At 63.7% G+C, this 15780-nt stretch carries 15 protein-coding genes; 9 read left to right on the plus strand and 6 right to left on the minus strand.

Annotation, left to right across the window (positions count from 1 at the left end):
• Position 1 precedes the first annotated feature (1 nt).
• From cydB to cydC, 3 genes are read left to right on the plus strand one after another with little or no spacing between them, the layout of a single operon-like run.
• Positions 2-1045 (plus strand): cytochrome d ubiquinol oxidase subunit II, encoded by a 1044-nt coding sequence (gene cydB / locus ACODSO_RS07855; RefSeq protein ID WP_489036260.1) that lies wholly within the window; start codon positions 2-4, stop codon positions 1043-1045.
• Positions 1042-2712, plus strand: a complete 1671-nt coding sequence (gene cydD, locus ACODSO_RS07860) for a thiol reductant ABC exporter subunit CydD (RefSeq protein WP_489036261.1) — start codon at positions 1042-1044, stop codon at positions 2710-2712. Before cydB ends, cydD begins: the two co-directional genes overlap by 4 nt.
• Complete coding sequence (gene cydC / locus ACODSO_RS07865) at positions 2702-4387, plus strand: thiol reductant ABC exporter subunit CydC (RefSeq protein ID WP_489036262.1); 1686 nt, start codon at positions 2702-2704, stop codon at positions 4385-4387. The genes cydD and cydC overlap by 11 nt, the downstream gene beginning before the upstream one ends.
• Positions 4388-4570: 183 nt before the next feature.
• Here cydC and ACODSO_RS07870 read toward each other — a convergent pair whose 3' ends face one another.
• On the minus strand, positions 4571-5191 hold the full coding sequence (locus ACODSO_RS07870) for a heme-binding beta-barrel domain-containing protein (protein ID WP_442971323.1): 621 nt from the start codon (positions 5189-5191) through the stop codon (positions 4571-4573).
• A 380-nt stretch (positions 5192-5571) separates the two neighbouring features.
• Between ACODSO_RS07870 and ACODSO_RS07875 the strand changes: the two genes are divergently transcribed.
• Entirely contained in the window at positions 5572-7083 is a 1512-nt protein-coding gene (locus ACODSO_RS07875) for a cutinase family protein (RefSeq protein ID WP_489036263.1), read from the plus strand.
• Between the two features lie 257 nt (positions 7084-7340).
• Here the strand turns inward: ACODSO_RS07875 and ACODSO_RS07880 are convergent, their stop codons facing one another.
• The 5 genes from ACODSO_RS07880 to ACODSO_RS07900 form a co-directional block, all read right to left on the minus strand.
• Positions 7341-7646 (minus strand): DUF1416 domain-containing protein, encoded by a 306-nt coding sequence (locus ACODSO_RS07880; RefSeq protein ID WP_068370531.1) that lies wholly within the window; start codon positions 7644-7646, stop codon positions 7341-7343.
• Positions 7647-7648: 2 nt separating this feature from the next.
• Positions 7649-8485, minus strand: coding sequence for a sulfurtransferase (locus tag ACODSO_RS07885; protein WP_068370532.1), 837 nt, complete (start codon positions 8483-8485; stop codon positions 7649-7651).
• 50 nt (positions 8486-8535) lie between these two features.
• Positions 8536-9003, minus strand: coding sequence for a DUF4395 domain-containing protein (locus ACODSO_RS07890; protein ID WP_489036264.1), 468 nt, complete (start codon positions 9001-9003; stop codon positions 8536-8538).
• A gap of 262 nt (positions 9004-9265) precedes the next feature.
• Positions 9266-9679, minus strand: coding sequence for a thioredoxin family protein (locus ACODSO_RS07895; protein ID WP_489036265.1), 414 nt, complete (start codon positions 9677-9679; stop codon positions 9266-9268).
• Positions 9676-10455 carry an LmeA family phospholipid-binding protein gene (locus tag ACODSO_RS07900; RefSeq protein WP_489036266.1) on the minus strand — a complete coding sequence of 260 codons (780 nt, stop codon included), beginning with the start codon at positions 10453-10455 and terminating at the stop codon, positions 9676-9678. Before ACODSO_RS07900 ends, ACODSO_RS07895 begins: the two co-directional genes overlap by 4 nt.
• Before the next feature lie 251 nt (positions 10456-10706).
• On the opposite strand from ACODSO_RS07900, the gene ACODSO_RS07905 reads away from it, so the two are divergent.
• The 5 genes from ACODSO_RS07905 to pstA all read left to right on the plus strand — a co-directional run bounded on the left by ACODSO_RS07905 (position 10707) and on the right by pstA (position 15759).
• On the plus strand, positions 10707-11489 hold the full coding sequence (locus tag ACODSO_RS07905) for a winged helix-turn-helix transcriptional regulator (protein ID WP_489036267.1): 783 nt from the start codon (positions 10707-10709) through the stop codon (positions 11487-11489).
• Between the two features lie 6 nt (positions 11490-11495).
• Positions 11496-12404 carry a mycothiol synthase gene (mshD, locus tag ACODSO_RS07910; RefSeq protein ID WP_489036269.1) on the plus strand — a complete coding sequence of 303 codons (909 nt, stop codon included), beginning with the start codon at positions 11496-11498 and terminating at the stop codon, positions 12402-12404.
• Positions 12405-12606: 202 nt separating this feature from the next.
• On the plus strand, positions 12607-13704 hold the full coding sequence (gene pstS, locus ACODSO_RS07915) for a phosphate ABC transporter substrate-binding protein PstS (protein WP_489036270.1): 1098 nt from the start codon (positions 12607-12609) through the stop codon (positions 13702-13704).
• Positions 13705-13803: 99 nt separating this feature from the next.
• The gene (gene pstC / locus ACODSO_RS07920; protein WP_489036272.1) at positions 13804-14847 is read left to right on the plus strand and encodes a phosphate ABC transporter permease subunit PstC; all 1044 of its coding nucleotides are present in this window, start codon (positions 13804-13806) and stop codon (positions 14845-14847) included.
• Between the two features lie 3 nt (positions 14848-14850).
• Positions 14851-15759 carry a phosphate ABC transporter permease PstA gene (pstA, locus tag ACODSO_RS07925; RefSeq protein WP_489036274.1) on the plus strand — a complete coding sequence of 303 codons (909 nt, stop codon included), beginning with the start codon at positions 14851-14853 and terminating at the stop codon, positions 15757-15759.
• Positions 15760-15780 lie beyond the last annotated feature (21 nt).

Consider the following 15780-nt stretch of genomic DNA (forward strand, 5'->3'; position numbering starts at 1 on the left):
CATGGGACTTCAAGAATTCTGGTTCGTCGCGATAGCGGTTCTGTTCACCGGATACTTCGTACTCGAAGGATTCGATTTCGGCGTCGGGATGCTGATGCCGGTGTTCGGTCGGCACGCTGACCCGGAGATGGGCGAAAAGCGTCGTCGCGCGGTGCTGAACACCATCGGCCCGGTGTGGGACGGGAACGAGGTGTGGCTCATCACCGCAGGTGGAGCGCTGTTCGCCGCGTTTCCCGAGTGGTATGCGACGCTCTTCTCGGGCTTCTACATTCCGCTGCTGCTCATCCTCGTGGCACTGATTCTGCGTATCTGCGCCATCGAATACCGCGGAAAGATCGACAACCCGGTGTGGCGTCGACGCTGCGACATCGGCATCGGGATCGGATCCTGGGTCCCGGCGGTGTTGTGGGGTGTTGCATTCGCCAATATCGTCAGTGGGGTGGCGATCGACGAGAACAAGAAGGTCACAGCGGGCTTCTTCGACCTGCTCGGACCGTACGCGCTGCTCGGTGGTGTGACGTTGGCGCTGGTATTCGCGCTGCACGGAGCAGTGTTCATCGCACTCAAGACCTCCGGCGACGTCCACGAAGATGCCGTGAAAATGGCTGTGCGGCTTTCGATTCCAGCGGTCTTGGTAGGCGGCGGATTCGCAGTGTGGACGCAGCTCGCCTACGGCACGTCGTGGACGTGGATCATGGTCGCGCTCGCTGCAGTGTCGCTTGTCGCCGTCGTCGCGCTCACCGCGCGGGTCCGTGAGGGGTGGGCATTCTTGTTCACGTCGATTGCGATCATCTCCGTCGTCGTACTGCTGTTCGGCTCGCTGTTTCCGGATGTCATGCCCTCCACCACCGACGCCGCCTACAGTCTCACCATCGAGAATGCGTCGTCGAGTCCGTACACGCTGAAGGTGATGACGTGGGCCGCCGCGTTCATGGCACCGGTCGTCATCGGCTACCAGGCGTGGACGTATTGGGTGTTCCGCAAGCGCATCTCGACCACGCATATTCCGGATTCGATCGGATTGTCGCTCGGCCGCCCCAAGTGACCACCACCGAGCGAACGTCACGCGGACCAGTCGACCCACGGCTGTGGCGCTACTCGCGGTCGGCTCGCCGTTATCTGGTACTGATTGTCGTTCTTGCACTGATCGATACCGCAGCGATCATCGTCACCGCGGTGACCCTCGGCACAGTGCTGGCGGGCGTCATTACCTCGGACGCGCGTTCGGTCTCGGACTGGTCGATGCAACTGTGGATACTGTTCGGGGCCATCACTGTTCGTACCGTCGCGTCGTGGGCGCAATCGAGATACGGCCACCGTGCTGCGTCCAGGGTCGTCGAGGAACTCGAGAACGAGGTCCTCGCGGTGGCGTCGAACATGGATCCGCGGGATCTCGACGCCGAGCGGGAGTCCATTGCCACCGTCGTCACTCGGGCGCTCGCAGGCCTGGCGCCGTATCTGACCGGGTATGTTCCCTCGCTGGTCCTGGCCGCAACGCTCACACCTCTGACGCTCGTGGTGATCGTGACGCAGGATCTGACGTCGGCGCTGATCATCTTCTTCACGTTGCCTCTGATTCCGATCTTCATGATCCTGATCGGCTTGTTGACCAGGGGACGAGCCGAGAAAACACTGGAGTCGATGACGCGGTTGTCGGCGCAGCTGTTGGACTTGTTGGCCGGATTGCCGACGCTTCGTGCTCTGGGGCGTGAGCGGGGACCGGCGGTCCGCGTACGGGCGCTCGGAGATGCACATCGGCGCGCGACGATGAAGGCGTTGAAGATCGCATTCTTGTCCTCGATGGTCCTGGAACTACTTGCGACACTGTGTGTTGCACTCGTCGCGGTGAGTATCGGATTGCGGCTGGTGTTCGGCGACATGGCGCTCGAAGCTGGGATCATCGCGCTCGTCCTGGCGCCGGAGGTGTATGTCCCACTTCGACGCGTCGGGGCGCAGTTCCATGCGGCCGAGGATGGTGTCGCGGCGGCCGACCAGGCATTCGGGATCCTGGATCGTCCTCGGTATGTACCGGATGGAACGGGCATCGTCGACGCACGGGGAGCAACGATCACGCTGAGGTCCATCTCGGCTGACGCGCGCAGCGGAAGTGCTCCACATCGTCTCGACGCGGTGCTCGCTCCCGGTGCCGTGACCGTGCTGGCGGGGCCGAACGGCGCAGGAAAGACGACGGCGTTGAACGTGCTGCTGGGTCTGACGGCCGCGAGCGAGGGGACTGTCACGATCGGCGGCACCGACCTTGCAGATGTGGACCTTGTTTCGTGGTGGTCCCAGGTCGCCTGGTTGCCGCAGCGTCCTTTGCTCTTGCCGGGGACCCTCGATGACAACCTCGTACTCACCGGCACTCGGCCCGACGCCCGAATTCTCGAACGAATCTGCACAGCAACGGGATTCGATGAGGTACTGGACGAGCTTCCGTTCGGCTGGCAGACGGCGGTCGGATCCGGAGGAGTAGGACTGTCCCTGGGTCAGCTCCAGCGTCTCGCGTTGGTGCGTGTCCTGAGTTCGTCCGCGCCCGTGGTGCTGCTCGACGAGCCGACCGCCCACCTCGACGACGCAGCCGAAGCGCGTGTAATCGGTGCGATCCGGGCGCTTGCCGAGCAGGGCCGCACGGTGATCATGGTGGGACATCGACCTGCGGTGCTCGCAGCCGCAGACACTATCGTGGAAGTGAGCGCGCGTCATGTTCACTGATCTGCGGCGCGCGCTCGGATTGTTCGAGCTTCGACCTGGCCGAGTTGCCGTTGCGACCCTCGCCGGCGTCGCCACGCTCGGTAGCGCGCTGACGCTGGCTGCGGTATCGGCGTGGTTGATCACGCGAGCGTGGCAGATGCCGCCGGTCCTCGACCTCACGGTTGCGGTCGTGGCAGTGCGCGCTCTCGGAATTTCTCGTGGAGTCTTCCGTTATCTGGAGCGGCTTGCTACGCACGACACTGCATTGCGCGGAATGACGTCCGCACGAACTCGCCTGTACGAACGCCTCGCCGACGGACCCCCGGCCGCAACACTGACGCTCCGCCGCGGTGATCTGATGGCCAGGGCGGGCGCCGACGTCGATGCGCTGGGTGACGTGGTGGTGCGCGCGATCGTGCCGATCTGTGTGTCGGTGATCATGATGGTCGCTGCGGTGGCGTTGGTGGCATTCGTATCGCCCGCGGCTGCACTGATTCTGTTCCTGGCTTTGCTGCTGGCTGGTGTGATTGCCCCTGTTCTCGCGGGGCGGGCAGCGCGCATCGCCGAGACCGAGGGCGCGACGGCCCGTGCCGAGTTCTCCGAAGCGGCGGTTCGTGCTCTCGATCATGGGGCGGAGCTTCGGGTCGCGGGCCGACTCGACGACACCCTCGGCGAGGCCGCAGCGGCCAACCGTTCCTCGGTGACGTCGCGGGATCGTGCTGCACTGCCTGGTGCTTTCGCCGATGCCGCGCTGCCGTTGTCGATCGGGGCGTCGGTGCTCGGATCCTTGCTCGTCGGGATCTCGTTGTACGGCCCGACCGGGGGTACCGAAGGTGGGATGACGCCGATGGCCCTGGCCATCATCGTGCTCGTCCCGCTGGCTGCGTTCGAGGCGACTTCGGTGTTGCCTGCCGCAGCCGTGGCGCTGACGAGGGCTCGGGTGGCGGCGACACGCATTGTCGGGCTGCTCGACGCGGCCCAGTGGCACGGAAAAGCGCATCAGGGTGAACTCAACCGTGCCACTACGACGGAGCCGGCCGGTGAGGTCGTGGCGGAGCCGTTGGATATCCCAGCGGGGAGCCGGATAGCCATCGTCGGGCCGAGTGGGGCGGGAAAGACGACCTTGCTGATGGGCCTCGCCGGCCTGATTCCGTCGGCGCAGCATGTCGACGGCGCACTGTTCTTCGCCGAGGATGCGCATCTCTTCGATACTTCGATCCTGGAGAATCTGCGGGTCGCTCGCGGTGACGCCTCTGTCGACGAAGCCCGTGATGCGCTCGCGACGGTGGGGCTGGGGGAGTGGGTTGCGGAGCTTCCCGAGGGTGTCGACACGACGCTCATCGGGGGCGCTCGTGCCGTCTCGGGAGGTCAACGACGACGGCTCCTTCTGGCTCGGGCAGTGCTGTCCAGCGCACCGGTTCTGCTGTTGGACGAACCGACGGAACACCTCGACGAGCACAGCGGTGCCGAGCTTCTCAGGCGCCTGCTCGACCGGGACGGCGGAGTGGTCGAGCGGGACCGAACGGTCGTGCTCGTGACCCATCGACTACCCGCCGACACCCTCGCTGACCAGGTGATCGACTTCGGAATTTCGCTACCGGCGGAACGGTCGAATAATCCTTTGCGGACCCACGAATCTCGGCGTACTTTGTCGAGTACACGAGAGAGGAGGTGGTCTGAAGTTGATGAACTCTAGGACGCGTGAGGTGGCTGCCAGCTAGCCGCTACCGCTGACGGATTCACACCCGCGCGAGCGGCGAGCGAATCCCCGGCAGCTACCCGGCCCCCGAGCCCTCGGTCCGTCCGACCGAGACCTGACAAGTCAGGAATGGCTCGGGGGCCGTTCGCATGTGCCCGTTGGCAGTCGATGTAGCGGGTGTCAGCCGATGTAGCGAGTGAGTCGCGCAGACAGGCGGGGCGCAAGTTCGCCGTCGGCACCGATGCGCTCCTCGACGTAGGCCAGGTCGGCACCCTCGACGATCCCGTACAGCCGTTTGGCGCCGCCGACCAGTGCGCCCGAGGTAGATCGAATCACGACGTCGGTTGCGAGTTCCCACGAGGATTGATTGAGTGCGTGGCCGTAGTACAGCTCGACAAGTCCGGTGCTGTGCGTCAGCAGGAGCTCGAGGACCTCTTCGTTCTCGCTACCTTTTTCGCCGTCTCCGCCACTGACACGCCAGAATCCGACCTCGCGGAGGTCAGGGTGGGCGTAGTTGCCGTCCGAGTCCAGGCGCCACGAGCGAGACTCCCAGCCGAGATAGGCGCCGCCATCGTGTGTCACGACGATCTGCTGCCCGAACGCGTATTCCACTCCAGTCTCGGGATCGCGACCTTCGCCGTTGCCTCGCCAAACGCCGACCAACGGCAGCAGCGCAAGCAGTGCGGGATTCAGATCGGGGCCGAGCCGGAGGTTCGCTGTGTCCTCGGGGTGCGGGAGATCGGGAAGAATCGGAACATTGCGCCCCGAGGTGGATGCGAACTTCTCGGCGGCCTCGGCAATCGCGTCGTTGGCGGACCGAGTGCCGTCCGGTTCGTCGGCGGCGCGTTCACTCACGATTCGTCGGTGACCAAGCGGTAGACGACGTACAGCGAGAACGCGATGATGGCGACTGCGGCGAGCGCAAGCAGGACCTCGAAGAAGATGACCACGTCGCTGAGTTTAGACCCAGAGGGCCCGCGGCTGGAAATCGGTCTGCCAGAAGCACACCGCGATTGTGACGTGTCCCAGGATTTGGTCGCACGAGTGATCGGAACGCAGCATTCTGGGTCTACAGAACGCATTCGACACGGTACTTTCTCCAAGAAGCGTCGGACTGGGGGTCGATCGAGTCCGACGCTGCTGTGCGTTCGAAAGTTACAGGCTTGGGGAAGGATCCGTTGATGCCGCGCAATTTTCGTGCTGGCTCGTTTCTGTCCGTATTCGTGACGATGGCAGCAGCATTGCTGCTGGTGGTGCCTGGCGCAGCGTCTGCGGCGCCGGGTACGGGGTCTGCGGACTCCGAGTCTTCGGACAGTGGTTCTGCGGGGACCGGCTCCTCGGACGGACCCAACATCGATCCGAACAACTACGCCCAGGACTGCCCCGACGTTCTGATGCTCGCGGTTTCCGGTGCGACGGACTCCGACGCCGATCGCGATCCATTGAACGAGGAGCCCCGCTCGGTGGCATCCAACTGGGTGGGAAATGTCACACTTCCGATCGGTCAGGTCAATGCCGACAGCCCCGGCTCGGTCGGGTGGCTCTACGTGCCGTATCCGTCGACCTATGGCGTCGGTCTACTGGCCGATGTCGAGACGTATCAGCAGTCGGTCGCGGACGGCATAGCCTCCACCAACCGCTTGCTCGACGAGTACAAGACGAAGTGCGGCGACGACACGAAGTTCGTTCTGCTCGGCTACAGCGTCGGTGCCGAGGTCGTCGAGCGGGTTGCGATGGAACTCGGCCACCGCGACCCGAACGCCCTCGTGACCGGCGACGACTTTGCCGGCGTCATGATGATCGGCGACCCGTACCGTCCGGCAGGTGCCCCGAACTTCGACGAGCCAGGCCCGTCGCGCGGCGGTTTCCAATCTCGGACGCCGAAGGACTACGGGACACTGAACGACAAGGTGACGTGGTCGTGTCGGCCATACGACCTGGCATGCGACGCTCCGGACAACATCGTCGCGTTGCAACTCGCCTTGGGCATTCTGGGGCAGATGCGATTGACGGTTCTGAACCCGGTTCAGACTGTCGCGGATTTCGCCCGCGCAGTCACCTCGATCGCGACGCGTGCCATCGTCGATATCGTCACGAACAAGAACTGGCTCGAATCGGACGAGACGCTCCTCGAGGTTCTTCTGAAGGTCTCGGATCAGCTCTACGAGGTCGACGAACAGAAAGCCTGGGAGCAGCTGACCCCGGACCAGCTGCTCGCCGACCTCAACTGGGCCATGGGTCCGGGTGCGGGCAAGGTTCGCGAAAAATTGCACGAAGAAGGCGTCGGACTCGTGGAGAACAACAAGGGCATCGTCGACGTCGTCGTCGAGCCGTACATCTTCATCGGGTTCCTCCAGCACCTTCTGTACTGGAACAACAATCCCGGTGACGGTCGGGAGTGGGAGAGCGAAAAGATCGTCGCCTGGGTGACAGATCTGGCACAGACCGAGCGGGAGAACAACGACGCCGACCTCGCTCCCACCGAGGCGCCTCCGGTCGATGGGCAGCCGTCTGAGCCGAGCCCTCTGGCTGTGCCGGAACCCGGGACCGTCACGCGCGACAGCGATCTCGGAGCGTTCCTGGAGTCGCTCGGGATCGTGCCCCCGGGTGTCTTTCCGCCGCAGTACTCGACGGTTCCCGAACAGACCCAGCAACCGTCGACCGAGATCGTCCCGGAGGCGGCCCAGGGCTGAGCGCTTCGTGGTCGCGCAGGTTGCAACGTGCGCGTACAAGCCCAGGATTGCAGCGAACGGCTCATTCGGTCACCTCGTCGGCTGAACGCGCAGGTTGCAGCGAGCGCGCAGGTTGCAACGCGCGCGTGGGCTGGAAGGTGCGCGTACAGCCCAGGATTGCAGCGAACGGCTCATTCGGTCACCTCGTCGGCTGAACCCTCAGAACACGAAGAACCCCGTACCTCTCGGTGCGGGGTTCTTCGGTGTACAGCTGAAAGTCAGACTCCGACGGTCACATTCGCCGAATGGATGCCTGCGCCTTCGGGGGTGATGTCGGCCTGGCCGTTGCCCGACGCCGACAGCGCGCGCAGCGTCCAGGTGCCCGGTGCGGCGAAGAAGCGGAAATCGCCGGTACCGGATGCCACGACCTCTGCCGTGAACTCGCCGGTGCCGTCGAGCAGACGCACGAATGCGCCGGCTACGGGCTCACCGTCGGTTGCGAGGACGCGGCCGGTGATGACCGTTTCCTTCTCGACGTCGACTCCTGCGGGAATGCTCTGACCTTGAACGGGTGCACCACACATAATCAGTGGACCTCCAACTCGATGGGTGCTCCGACGAGGGAGCCGTACTCGACCCAGCTGCCGTCGTAGTTCTTCACGTCCGACTTGCCGAGCAGTTCCTTGAGGACGAACCACGTGTGGCTCGAGCGCTCGCCGATGCGGCAGTAGGCGATGGTCGCCTTGCCGTCGTCGTAGCCCTTGTCCTTGTAGAGAGCTTCGAGGGCGTCGTCGTCCTTGAACGTGCCGTCCTCGTTGGCCGTGGTGCTCCACGGAATGTTGATGGCGCTGGGGACGTGCCCGCGCTGTTGTGCCTGCTCCTGCGGAAGGTGCGCGGGAGCGAGAATCTTGCCGGAGAACTCGTCGGGTGAACGGACGTCGACCAGGTTCTTGTTTCCGATGGCGTCGATGACCTCGTCGCGGAACGCGCGGATCGACAGGTCGGGAGCCTCGGCGTGGTACTGCGTCGCCTCGCGGGTCACGACGTCCTTCGAGAGGGGGCGTCCGTCGAGCTCCCACTTCTTGCGGCCACCGTCGACGAGCTTGACGTCCTTGTGTCCGTACAGCTTGAAGTACCAGTAGGCGTACGCCGCGAACCAATTGTTGTTTCCGCCGTAGAGAACGATGGTGTCGTCGTTGGCGATGCCCTTGGACGAGAGCAGATCGGAGAACTGCTCCTGGTTCAGGAAGTCGCGGCGGACCGCGTCCTGGAGGTCTTTGCGCCAGTCGAGCTTCACGGCGCCTTCGATGTGACCGCCGTCGTAGGCGCTTGCGTCTTCGTCGACCTCGATGAAGACGGTCTTGGGGGCGTTCAGGTTCTGCTCGGCCCAGTCGGCAGAGACCAGGACGTCGGAGCGAGCCATGGGTTTCCTTTCGATCTTTTCTGTACTTCGGTGAGTGGTGGGTCGAGCGATCAGGCGCGTGCGGATTGTGTCCGCAGCCGCGCCACGAGGGGGTAGATCTGGCAGCCGAGGCAGAATGCGAACGCGGCGTTCAAGAAGGCCGCGAACAGTGCGAAGCCGGTGGCGACAGTGCCGACGACGGGGGCTCCGAGCGCGAAACCGAGAACGCCGACAGCAGCGAACACGAAGCCGACCAGCTGGGCGAACTTCAGTGGTGCGACCGGCTCACGTTCGGACGTCGGCGCAAGTCGCGGTGCCACGAAAGTGGCGAAGATCGTGCCGTAGGGACTGTTGCGTGGCCCACGAACGGCGCCGATCGCGAAGGCCACGGCCTGTGCAGCGAGGAGAACGCCGGCCGCGGTGGTGGCGAACGTGGACAGAACGAGAACGGCGGCGAGTACGGCCGTGGTGATCCACGCGGCGAAGCGTGGGCCCCGTACATCGACCTGGGAAACTGACGGTGCGGTGTCTATGGACATCGTGAGTGAATGCTCCTGCGTCGGGGAGTGCAGCTACTGCGAACGGCAACGAATTTGCACGTTCATCGGTGATCTCGGCTCGGGTCCTGACGGACTCAGCGGCCTACCTGCGCACGATGGCGCGGCGGCATGAACGGATCAGCAGCAGCGACAGCAACAACCGCCCAGACGGCACAGGTCAACCGTGCGGCGACTGGTGAGCAACAGCTCTTGGCGGGACAACACATCGAGCATCCTACCGGAGAAGTCGGACCAGCAGAAACTACGGGTTCACCAGGGCGGAACGGAGTGCTTCGGCTTTCGGAACTCCGGAGATGCGTGCCCTCTCGACGAGACCCGCGCCGAGGACGAACGTTGTCGGCAAGGACATGACGTTCATCGCACGGGCGAGTTCGGGATTCGCATCGATGTCCAGCTCGAGGTCGACCGGTCCTTCGAGGTCGCTCAGGACCTGGCCCACTACACGTCGGACTGCAGCGCACGGACCGCACCAGTCCGCCGAGAAGTGCAGCACCACAGGCGCGTCGAGTGGGGCGCCCGCAGTGAGAAGCAGTGCGCGCAGCTCGGGCGAACCTGCGGATTCGGACACGCGCACCTTTCCGGCGCGGGAGCGGTACACAATCCCGAATGCTGTGGCCGCTACCAGAACGACGAGCAAAACTGTGATTCCGATCATGGCGCTTCGATCTGCTCCAGGTCGATTACCACGTTCTCGGCATTGCCCTCGATGACGATCTGGGAACCCTCCGCATAGACATCGGTCGGGAGCACTCCGAACGGGAGCGTCTGTTTGTCGATGGTCTTGGTGAACAGCCCGAGCACCGTCGGCTTCGCGAAATCGGGAATCGTGAAGTCGGCATTTCCCTCGGGTCCGAAGTAGAAATCGCTGGCAACGATGTCCACGCTGTCTCCGTCGAGGATCAAATCGGCCTGGACGCTCACTTCCGTACGAATCGGTCCGACCGGCACAGTTCCGGTCAGAACGACGCCACCGTTCGTGGTCATCCCCGAGCCTCCCGACCCGCCCGTGCCATCGGACTTGTCAGCCGGGGGAGCGGACACCTGCAGGTCGACGATGTCCAGGAACCGACCGAGATCTGTCGCTTCGATGCGCACGCGGCCGTCGAGTTCGTCGACGGGCACTGCGTTCACGGATCCCTCGACGAGGTCCGAAAGGGGTACCGCGACGCCACGAAGGTTGGCTTCGATCGTGGTCGAACCCACATAGTCGTTGGGCACATCCTGCGCTCGTATCTCGACGTTCTGATACTTGCCGTCTGCGGCCTGGGTCAGGAAAGGGAAGCCGTGAACGATGACCTGTGGATCGGACGACAGATCACCGCCGTCACGAATCGCGCGAGATACGCGGTACTCCGAGTACGCCGCAGCCCCGAAATCCACGACGAGGGCCAGAGCCGCCAGGCTCACGAGTCCGATGATCAGTTTGCGCATGACGACCATTGTGACCGATGGCGTCGGGACTTCACTCTCTGCAGCCGGGTCGTTCCGCGGGCTTCACTCTCTGCAGCAGGGTCGTTCCGCAGGCTTCACTCTCTGCAGCAGGGTCGTTCCGCAGGCTTCACTCTCGCGAGTCGGGCACGGCGACGGGCGGTCGACCCTGAAGACACGCTAGTCTGATTGCTTGAACAAGCAGTCGACCTCGCCGGAGGAACCGACGTGACAGCGGTACGAATGGAGGCCGAGTGGAACTCCTGCTTCTGACCTCCGACCCTAACCCGGAGGCGGTCCTACCGTCCCTTGCACTTCTCGCGCATCATGTCCGGCCCGCACCTACCGAGGTGTCCTCGCTTCTCGAAGCAGGTTCTGCGGACATTGCGCTGGTGGATGCGCGCACGGATCTTGCTGCAGCGCGCGGACTATGTCGTCTTCTCGGTAGCACCGGCTCGGCAATTCCGGTCGTCGCGGTGCTCACCGAAGGTGGTCTCGTCGCAGTCAACTCCGAATGGGGTCTCGACGACATCCTGCTGCCGGGCACCGGTCCGGCCGAGCTCGACGCACGATTGCGATTGCTTGTCGGGCGGTCCGGAGGCGTTGCCAGCCCTGAAGCGTCCGGGAAAATCACTCTCGGCGAACTGGTCATCGACGAGGGCACGTACACGGCGCGTCTTCGTGGTCGCCCGCTCGACCTCACCTACAAAGAGTTCGAGCTGCTCAAGTACCTCGCTCAGCACGCAGGCCGGGTGTTCACTCGCGCGCAGCTGCTGCAGGAGGTCTGGGGTTACGACTTCTTCGGTGGCACCCGAACTGTCGACGTCCACGTCCGTCGCTTGCGGGCGAAGCTGGGCAGCGAATACGAATCCCTCATCGGGACTGTGCGCAACGTCGGCTACAAAGCAGTTCGGCCGAGTCGCAGTGCGAAGGGCGGGCCCGTTCAGGCCGACGGTGACGATGACCTGGACGGTCCTGACACCGACGGCGTCGAATTCAGTTCTTTGGGCGGCGCGACCCATGGAAGCAAGAACTGACCGACGATGACTGTCTCGTTCGATATCTCCCGGCTCGACCCTGCCGCGATCACGCCGACTGTGGCCCAGCAGATCCGTTCCATCGTGGTGCGTGCCACCGAGGTGGACGGCACTGCGCCGCTGTCCGAGCAGGCGGTGAAAGCGGTCTCATCTGGCAATGAGGTGACACATCTCGTAGCCACGAGCGGATCGGCGATCGTCGGTTATGCGGGGGTCGCCGCTGGCACGCCGTCGATGGCGGAGGTCGTCGTCGATCCCGAGTTTCGCAGGCGCGGTACCGGAAGGTTGCTCGTCGAGCGAGCGCTGTCCGAAGGCGGAACCGGCGCACGAGTCTGGGCGCACGGCAATCTCGCACCGGCGCAGGCGGTGGCGAACGCACTCGGATTGGAGATCGCGCGCGAGTTGTTGCAGATGCGGCGTCCGCTCGGAGCACCCGAACTTCCCGACGTCGTCGTTCAGGACGGCATCTCGCTTCGCACTTACCGAGGGCACCAGGACGACGCGGAGTTGTTGCGCGTCAACAACTCTGCATTCTCCTGGCATCCGGAGCAGGGTGGGTGGACGGAGAAGGACATCGCCGAGCGTCGAGATGAAGCGTGGTTCGATCCGGCCGGTGTGTTCCTCGCCTTCGAAGAGGGGACGGACACACTCCTCGGCTTCCACTGGACCAAAGTGCACCCTGCCGAAGCAGGCGAGAACGAGATCGGTGAGGTCTACGTAGTCGGCATCGATCCGCAGGCTCAGGGGCGCGGGCTCGGTCGGATTCTGACGCTCGCCGGGCTGCACTATCTGCGGAACCGCGGGCTCGGGGACGTTCTGCTCTACGTCGAGGCCGACAATGCGGCCGCTGTCCATACCTACGAACGGCTCGGTTTCACACGTTTTCACGTCGACGCCGCGTACACCCGTTGCTAAATCGGACATTCTGACCACGCTGTTCATCTTCCGTTCACCCTTGTGGGGGCAGCCGTCAACCGGCTGCCCTTACCTTTTCCACTGGGTGGCGCCGACGCTGCCCGGTGCGAGGGTCATCTCGAGGCCGGCACCTTTATCTTCGTCGTTCGAAGGCTCCGCTTTCGGACAACGAACACGGCACAAGATTCCTCGGAGGAAACAGGTGAAGCTCAAGCGCAGCGCGTCTCTCATAGGCGCAGTAGCGATCGGCGCGATGATGCTGACCGCATGCGGCAGCGATTCGAACGTGGAAACGGTCGGCGCGGAAGATTCGGCCGCGACATGCGAAGGCAAGTCGCCCCTCACGGGTGAAGGTTCGTCCGCCCAGCAGAACGCAATGTCCAACTTCACATCGGTCTACTCGAGCGTTTGCGCCGGCAAGTCCGTCGAATACACGACCAGTGGCTCCGGAAACGGTCGGACGCAGTTCGTCGCAGGCCTCGTCGACTTCGCAGGCTCCGACTCTGCCATCAAGGAAGCCCAGGCCGCCGAGGCAGCCGTGCGTTGCGATAACAACCCGGCGTGGAACCTGCCGCTCGTCTTCGGGCCCGTGGCAGTGGCGTACAACCTCGAGGGCGTCGACAGCCTCGTGCTGACCCCCGACGTGACCGCGAAGATGTTCACCGGTGCCATCACGACTTGGAACGATCCGGCAATCGCGGCGTTGAACGAGGGCGTCGACCTGCCCGACACTGCAGTCACCCCGGTCTACCGATCCGACTCCTCGGGTACCAGTGACAACTTCCAGCGGTTCCTGTCCCAGGCAGCACCAGAGTCCTGGACCCTCGATCACAGCTCCGACTGGGCCGGTGGCATCGGCGAGGGCGCAAACGGTTCGTCCGGTGTCGCACAGGCAGTTGCGGCAACCCCAGGCTCGGTCACCTATGTCGAGTTCGGCTTCGTCGAGCAGGAAGGCCTGAGCGCCGCCAACGTCGACTTCGGCAACGGACCGGTGGAGCTCACCAACGAGACCGCCGCCGCAGCGATCGACGCAACGACGTTCAGTGGTGAGGGCAACGACCTCGTCATCGACATCGACGCTCTGTACGCCAGCAACGAAGCCGAGACCTACCCGTTGGTTCTCGCAACGTACGAGATCGTCTGCTCGGCAGGCTACGACGCCGACACCTCGGCAGCAGTCAAGTCGTTCCTGCTCAGTGCAGCCAACGAAGGACAGCAGGGCCTCGAAGAAGCAGGCTACGTCCCGCTTCCCGAGAACTTCAAAGAGCGCTTGGTCACTGCGATCAACGCCATCGCCTGATTCAATGAGACGAGATCCTTCTTCGACGCCTCGGCCTGAGTGCTGCGGCGTCGAGGCAGGACCCCCGTCGTCAACCACCACACGAGAGACGTGAGCGGTATGAGCGACACCCACTCGATCACCGGCGTTCCATCCGCGGCGAGCATCTCCGCGGGCGGCGCGCCGCGGAACACGGAAGAACCCACGCAATTGTCGGACAAAAACGCCAAGGGCGGCACTGTTACTCGCCCTGGTGACAGGATCTTCTCCACCCTCGCCACGGGCTCGGGTGTCTTCATCATCGTCCTTATTGCCTCGATCGGAGCGTTCTTGTTGTGGCGGGCGATCCCGTCGCTGCGGAACAACACGGTCAACTTCCTCACCTACAACGGGCAGTGGAACACTTCGGACACCGCAGCAATGGTGTTCGGTATCCGCGACCTCTTTCTGGTGACGGCGACTGTCTCGATCTTCGCTCTGATCCTGGCGATGCCGGTGGCGCTCGGGATCGCCATCTATCTGACGAACTATGCGCCGAAGAGGGTCGCGGGGCCGCTCGGCTACGTCATCGACCTCCTTGCGGCAGTGCCGTCGATCGTGTTCGGACTGTGGGGCCTGTACGTTCTGGCGCCTGCCATCAGCCCGTTCGCGGAGTGGCTCAACGCCAATCTCGGGTGGTTCCCGCTGTTCGCGACCGGCTCGGTCTCGATCGCGGGTGGCGGCACCATCTTCACCGGCGGCATCGTGCTCGCAGTCATGATCCTGCCGATCATCGCCGCGGTCACCCGCGAGGTCTTCGTCCAGACTCCGAGAGGGCAGATCGAAGCGGCTCTCGCTCTGGGTGCCACCCGCTGGGAAGTAGTCCGCACGACGGTCATACCGTTCGGCAAGTCCGGCTTCGTCAGCGGCTCGATGCTAGGGCTCGGTCGCGCTCTCGGTGAGACCATCGCGCTGTACATCATTATTCGTAGCGTCCAGTCGAGCTTCGGTTGGACACTGTTCGACGGCGGTAGCACTTTCGCCACCAAGATCGCCCTCGCGGCAGGCGAGTTCAACAATCAGCTGCAGGCCGGCGCGTACATCGCCGCAGGCTTGGTCCTGTTCGTCCTCACCTTCGTGGTCAACGCAAGTGCCCGCGCCGCGATCGCCGGAAAGAAGGCATAGGCCATGACCGCAACCATGGACCGCCCGGTCAAGGAACCGACCTTTCAGGGCGTCAGCGTTCGTCGCAAAATCTCGAACAACGCAGCAACCGTTCTTGTCAGTCTCGCTGTGTTGGTCGCACTCGTTCCGCTCGTCTGGGTTTTGTTCACGGTCGTCTCTCGCGGTATCAGCGCGGTAGTCGAACCGGCGTGGTGGCAGAACTCGCAGGCCGGCATCACTCAGTTCATCGCGGGTGGAGGTGCCTACCACGCGATCATCGGCACGCTGACACAAGGTTTGTTCTGTGCATTGATCTCCATCCCGATTGGCATCTTCGTCGCCATCTACCTCGTCGAGTACGGCGTCGGGACTCGTCTCGCCCGCCTGACGACGTTCATGGTTGACATCCTCACCGGAGTGCCGTCCATCGTCGCGGCGCTGTTCATCTACGCACTGTGGATCGCGACGCTCGGTTTCGAACGATCCGGCTTGGCAGTGGCTTTTGCCCTCGTGCTGCTCATGATCCCCGTGATCGTGCGGTCCTCGGAGGAGATGCTGCGTATCGTTCCGCAGGACCTTCGCGAAGCGTCGTACGCCCTCGGTGTTCCGAAGTGGAAGACGATCGCGAAGATCGTCGTGCCAACGGCATTGTCCGGGATCGTGACCGGAATCATGCTCGCCCTCGCACGAGTGATGGGTGAGACAGCGCCGGTGCTGATCCTCGTGGGATCGGCCACCGCAATCAACTTCAATCTCTTTGCCGGGCCGCAGACTTCACTGCCGCTGATGATGGTCGACCTGCAGAAAGCAGGAACCGGCGCGCTCACCTCCGAGCGCATGTGGGGAGCAGCGCTGACGCTGATCCTGATCATTGCTCTGCTCAACATCGGCGCGAAGTTGGTCTCCAAGTTCTTCTCGCCCAAGAACTTCTGACGACTTCATCCCACCCAGACA

The sequence above is a fragment of the Rhodococcus sp. FG69 genome, from assembly GCF_057808915.1.

What these genes read in the sequence shown, in the direction of transcription:
- mshD (WP_489036269.1), top strand. Translation starts at nt 11,496, where the DNA reads ATGACTGTCTCGTTCGATATCTCCCGGCTCGACCCTGCCGCGATCACG.
- pstC (WP_489036272.1), top strand. Translation starts at nt 13,804, where the DNA reads ATGAGCGACACCCACTCGATCACCGGCGTTCCATCCGCGGCGAGCATC.
- cydB (WP_489036260.1), top strand. Translation starts at nt 2, where the DNA reads ATGGGACTTCAAGAATTCTGGTTCGTCGCGATAGCGGTTCTGTTCACC.
- ACODSO_RS07880 (WP_068370531.1), bottom strand. Translation starts at nt 7,646, where the DNA reads ATGTGTGGTGCACCCGTTCAAGGTCAGAGCATTCCCGCAGGAGTCGAC.
- cydC (WP_489036262.1), top strand. Translation starts at nt 2,702, where the DNA reads ATGTTCACTGATCTGCGGCGCGCGCTCGGATTGTTCGAGCTTCGACCT.
- ACODSO_RS07895 (WP_489036265.1), bottom strand. Translation starts at nt 9,679, where the DNA reads ATGATCGGAATCACAGTTTTGCTCGTCGTTCTGGTAGCGGCCACAGCA.
- ACODSO_RS07900 (WP_489036266.1), bottom strand. Translation starts at nt 10,455, where the DNA reads ATGCGCAAACTGATCATCGGACTCGTGAGCCTGGCGGCTCTGGCCCTC.
- ACODSO_RS07885 (WP_068370532.1), bottom strand. Translation starts at nt 8,485, where the DNA reads ATGGCTCGCTCCGACGTCCTGGTCTCTGCCGACTGGGCCGAGCAGAAC.
- ACODSO_RS07875 (WP_489036263.1), top strand. Translation starts at nt 5,572, where the DNA reads ATGCCGCGCAATTTTCGTGCTGGCTCGTTTCTGTCCGTATTCGTGACG.
- ACODSO_RS07890 (WP_489036264.1), bottom strand. Translation starts at nt 9,003, where the DNA reads ATGTCCATAGACACCGCACCGTCAGTTTCCCAGGTCGATGTACGGGGC.
- pstA (WP_489036274.1), top strand. Translation starts at nt 14,851, where the DNA reads ATGACCGCAACCATGGACCGCCCGGTCAAGGAACCGACCTTTCAGGGC.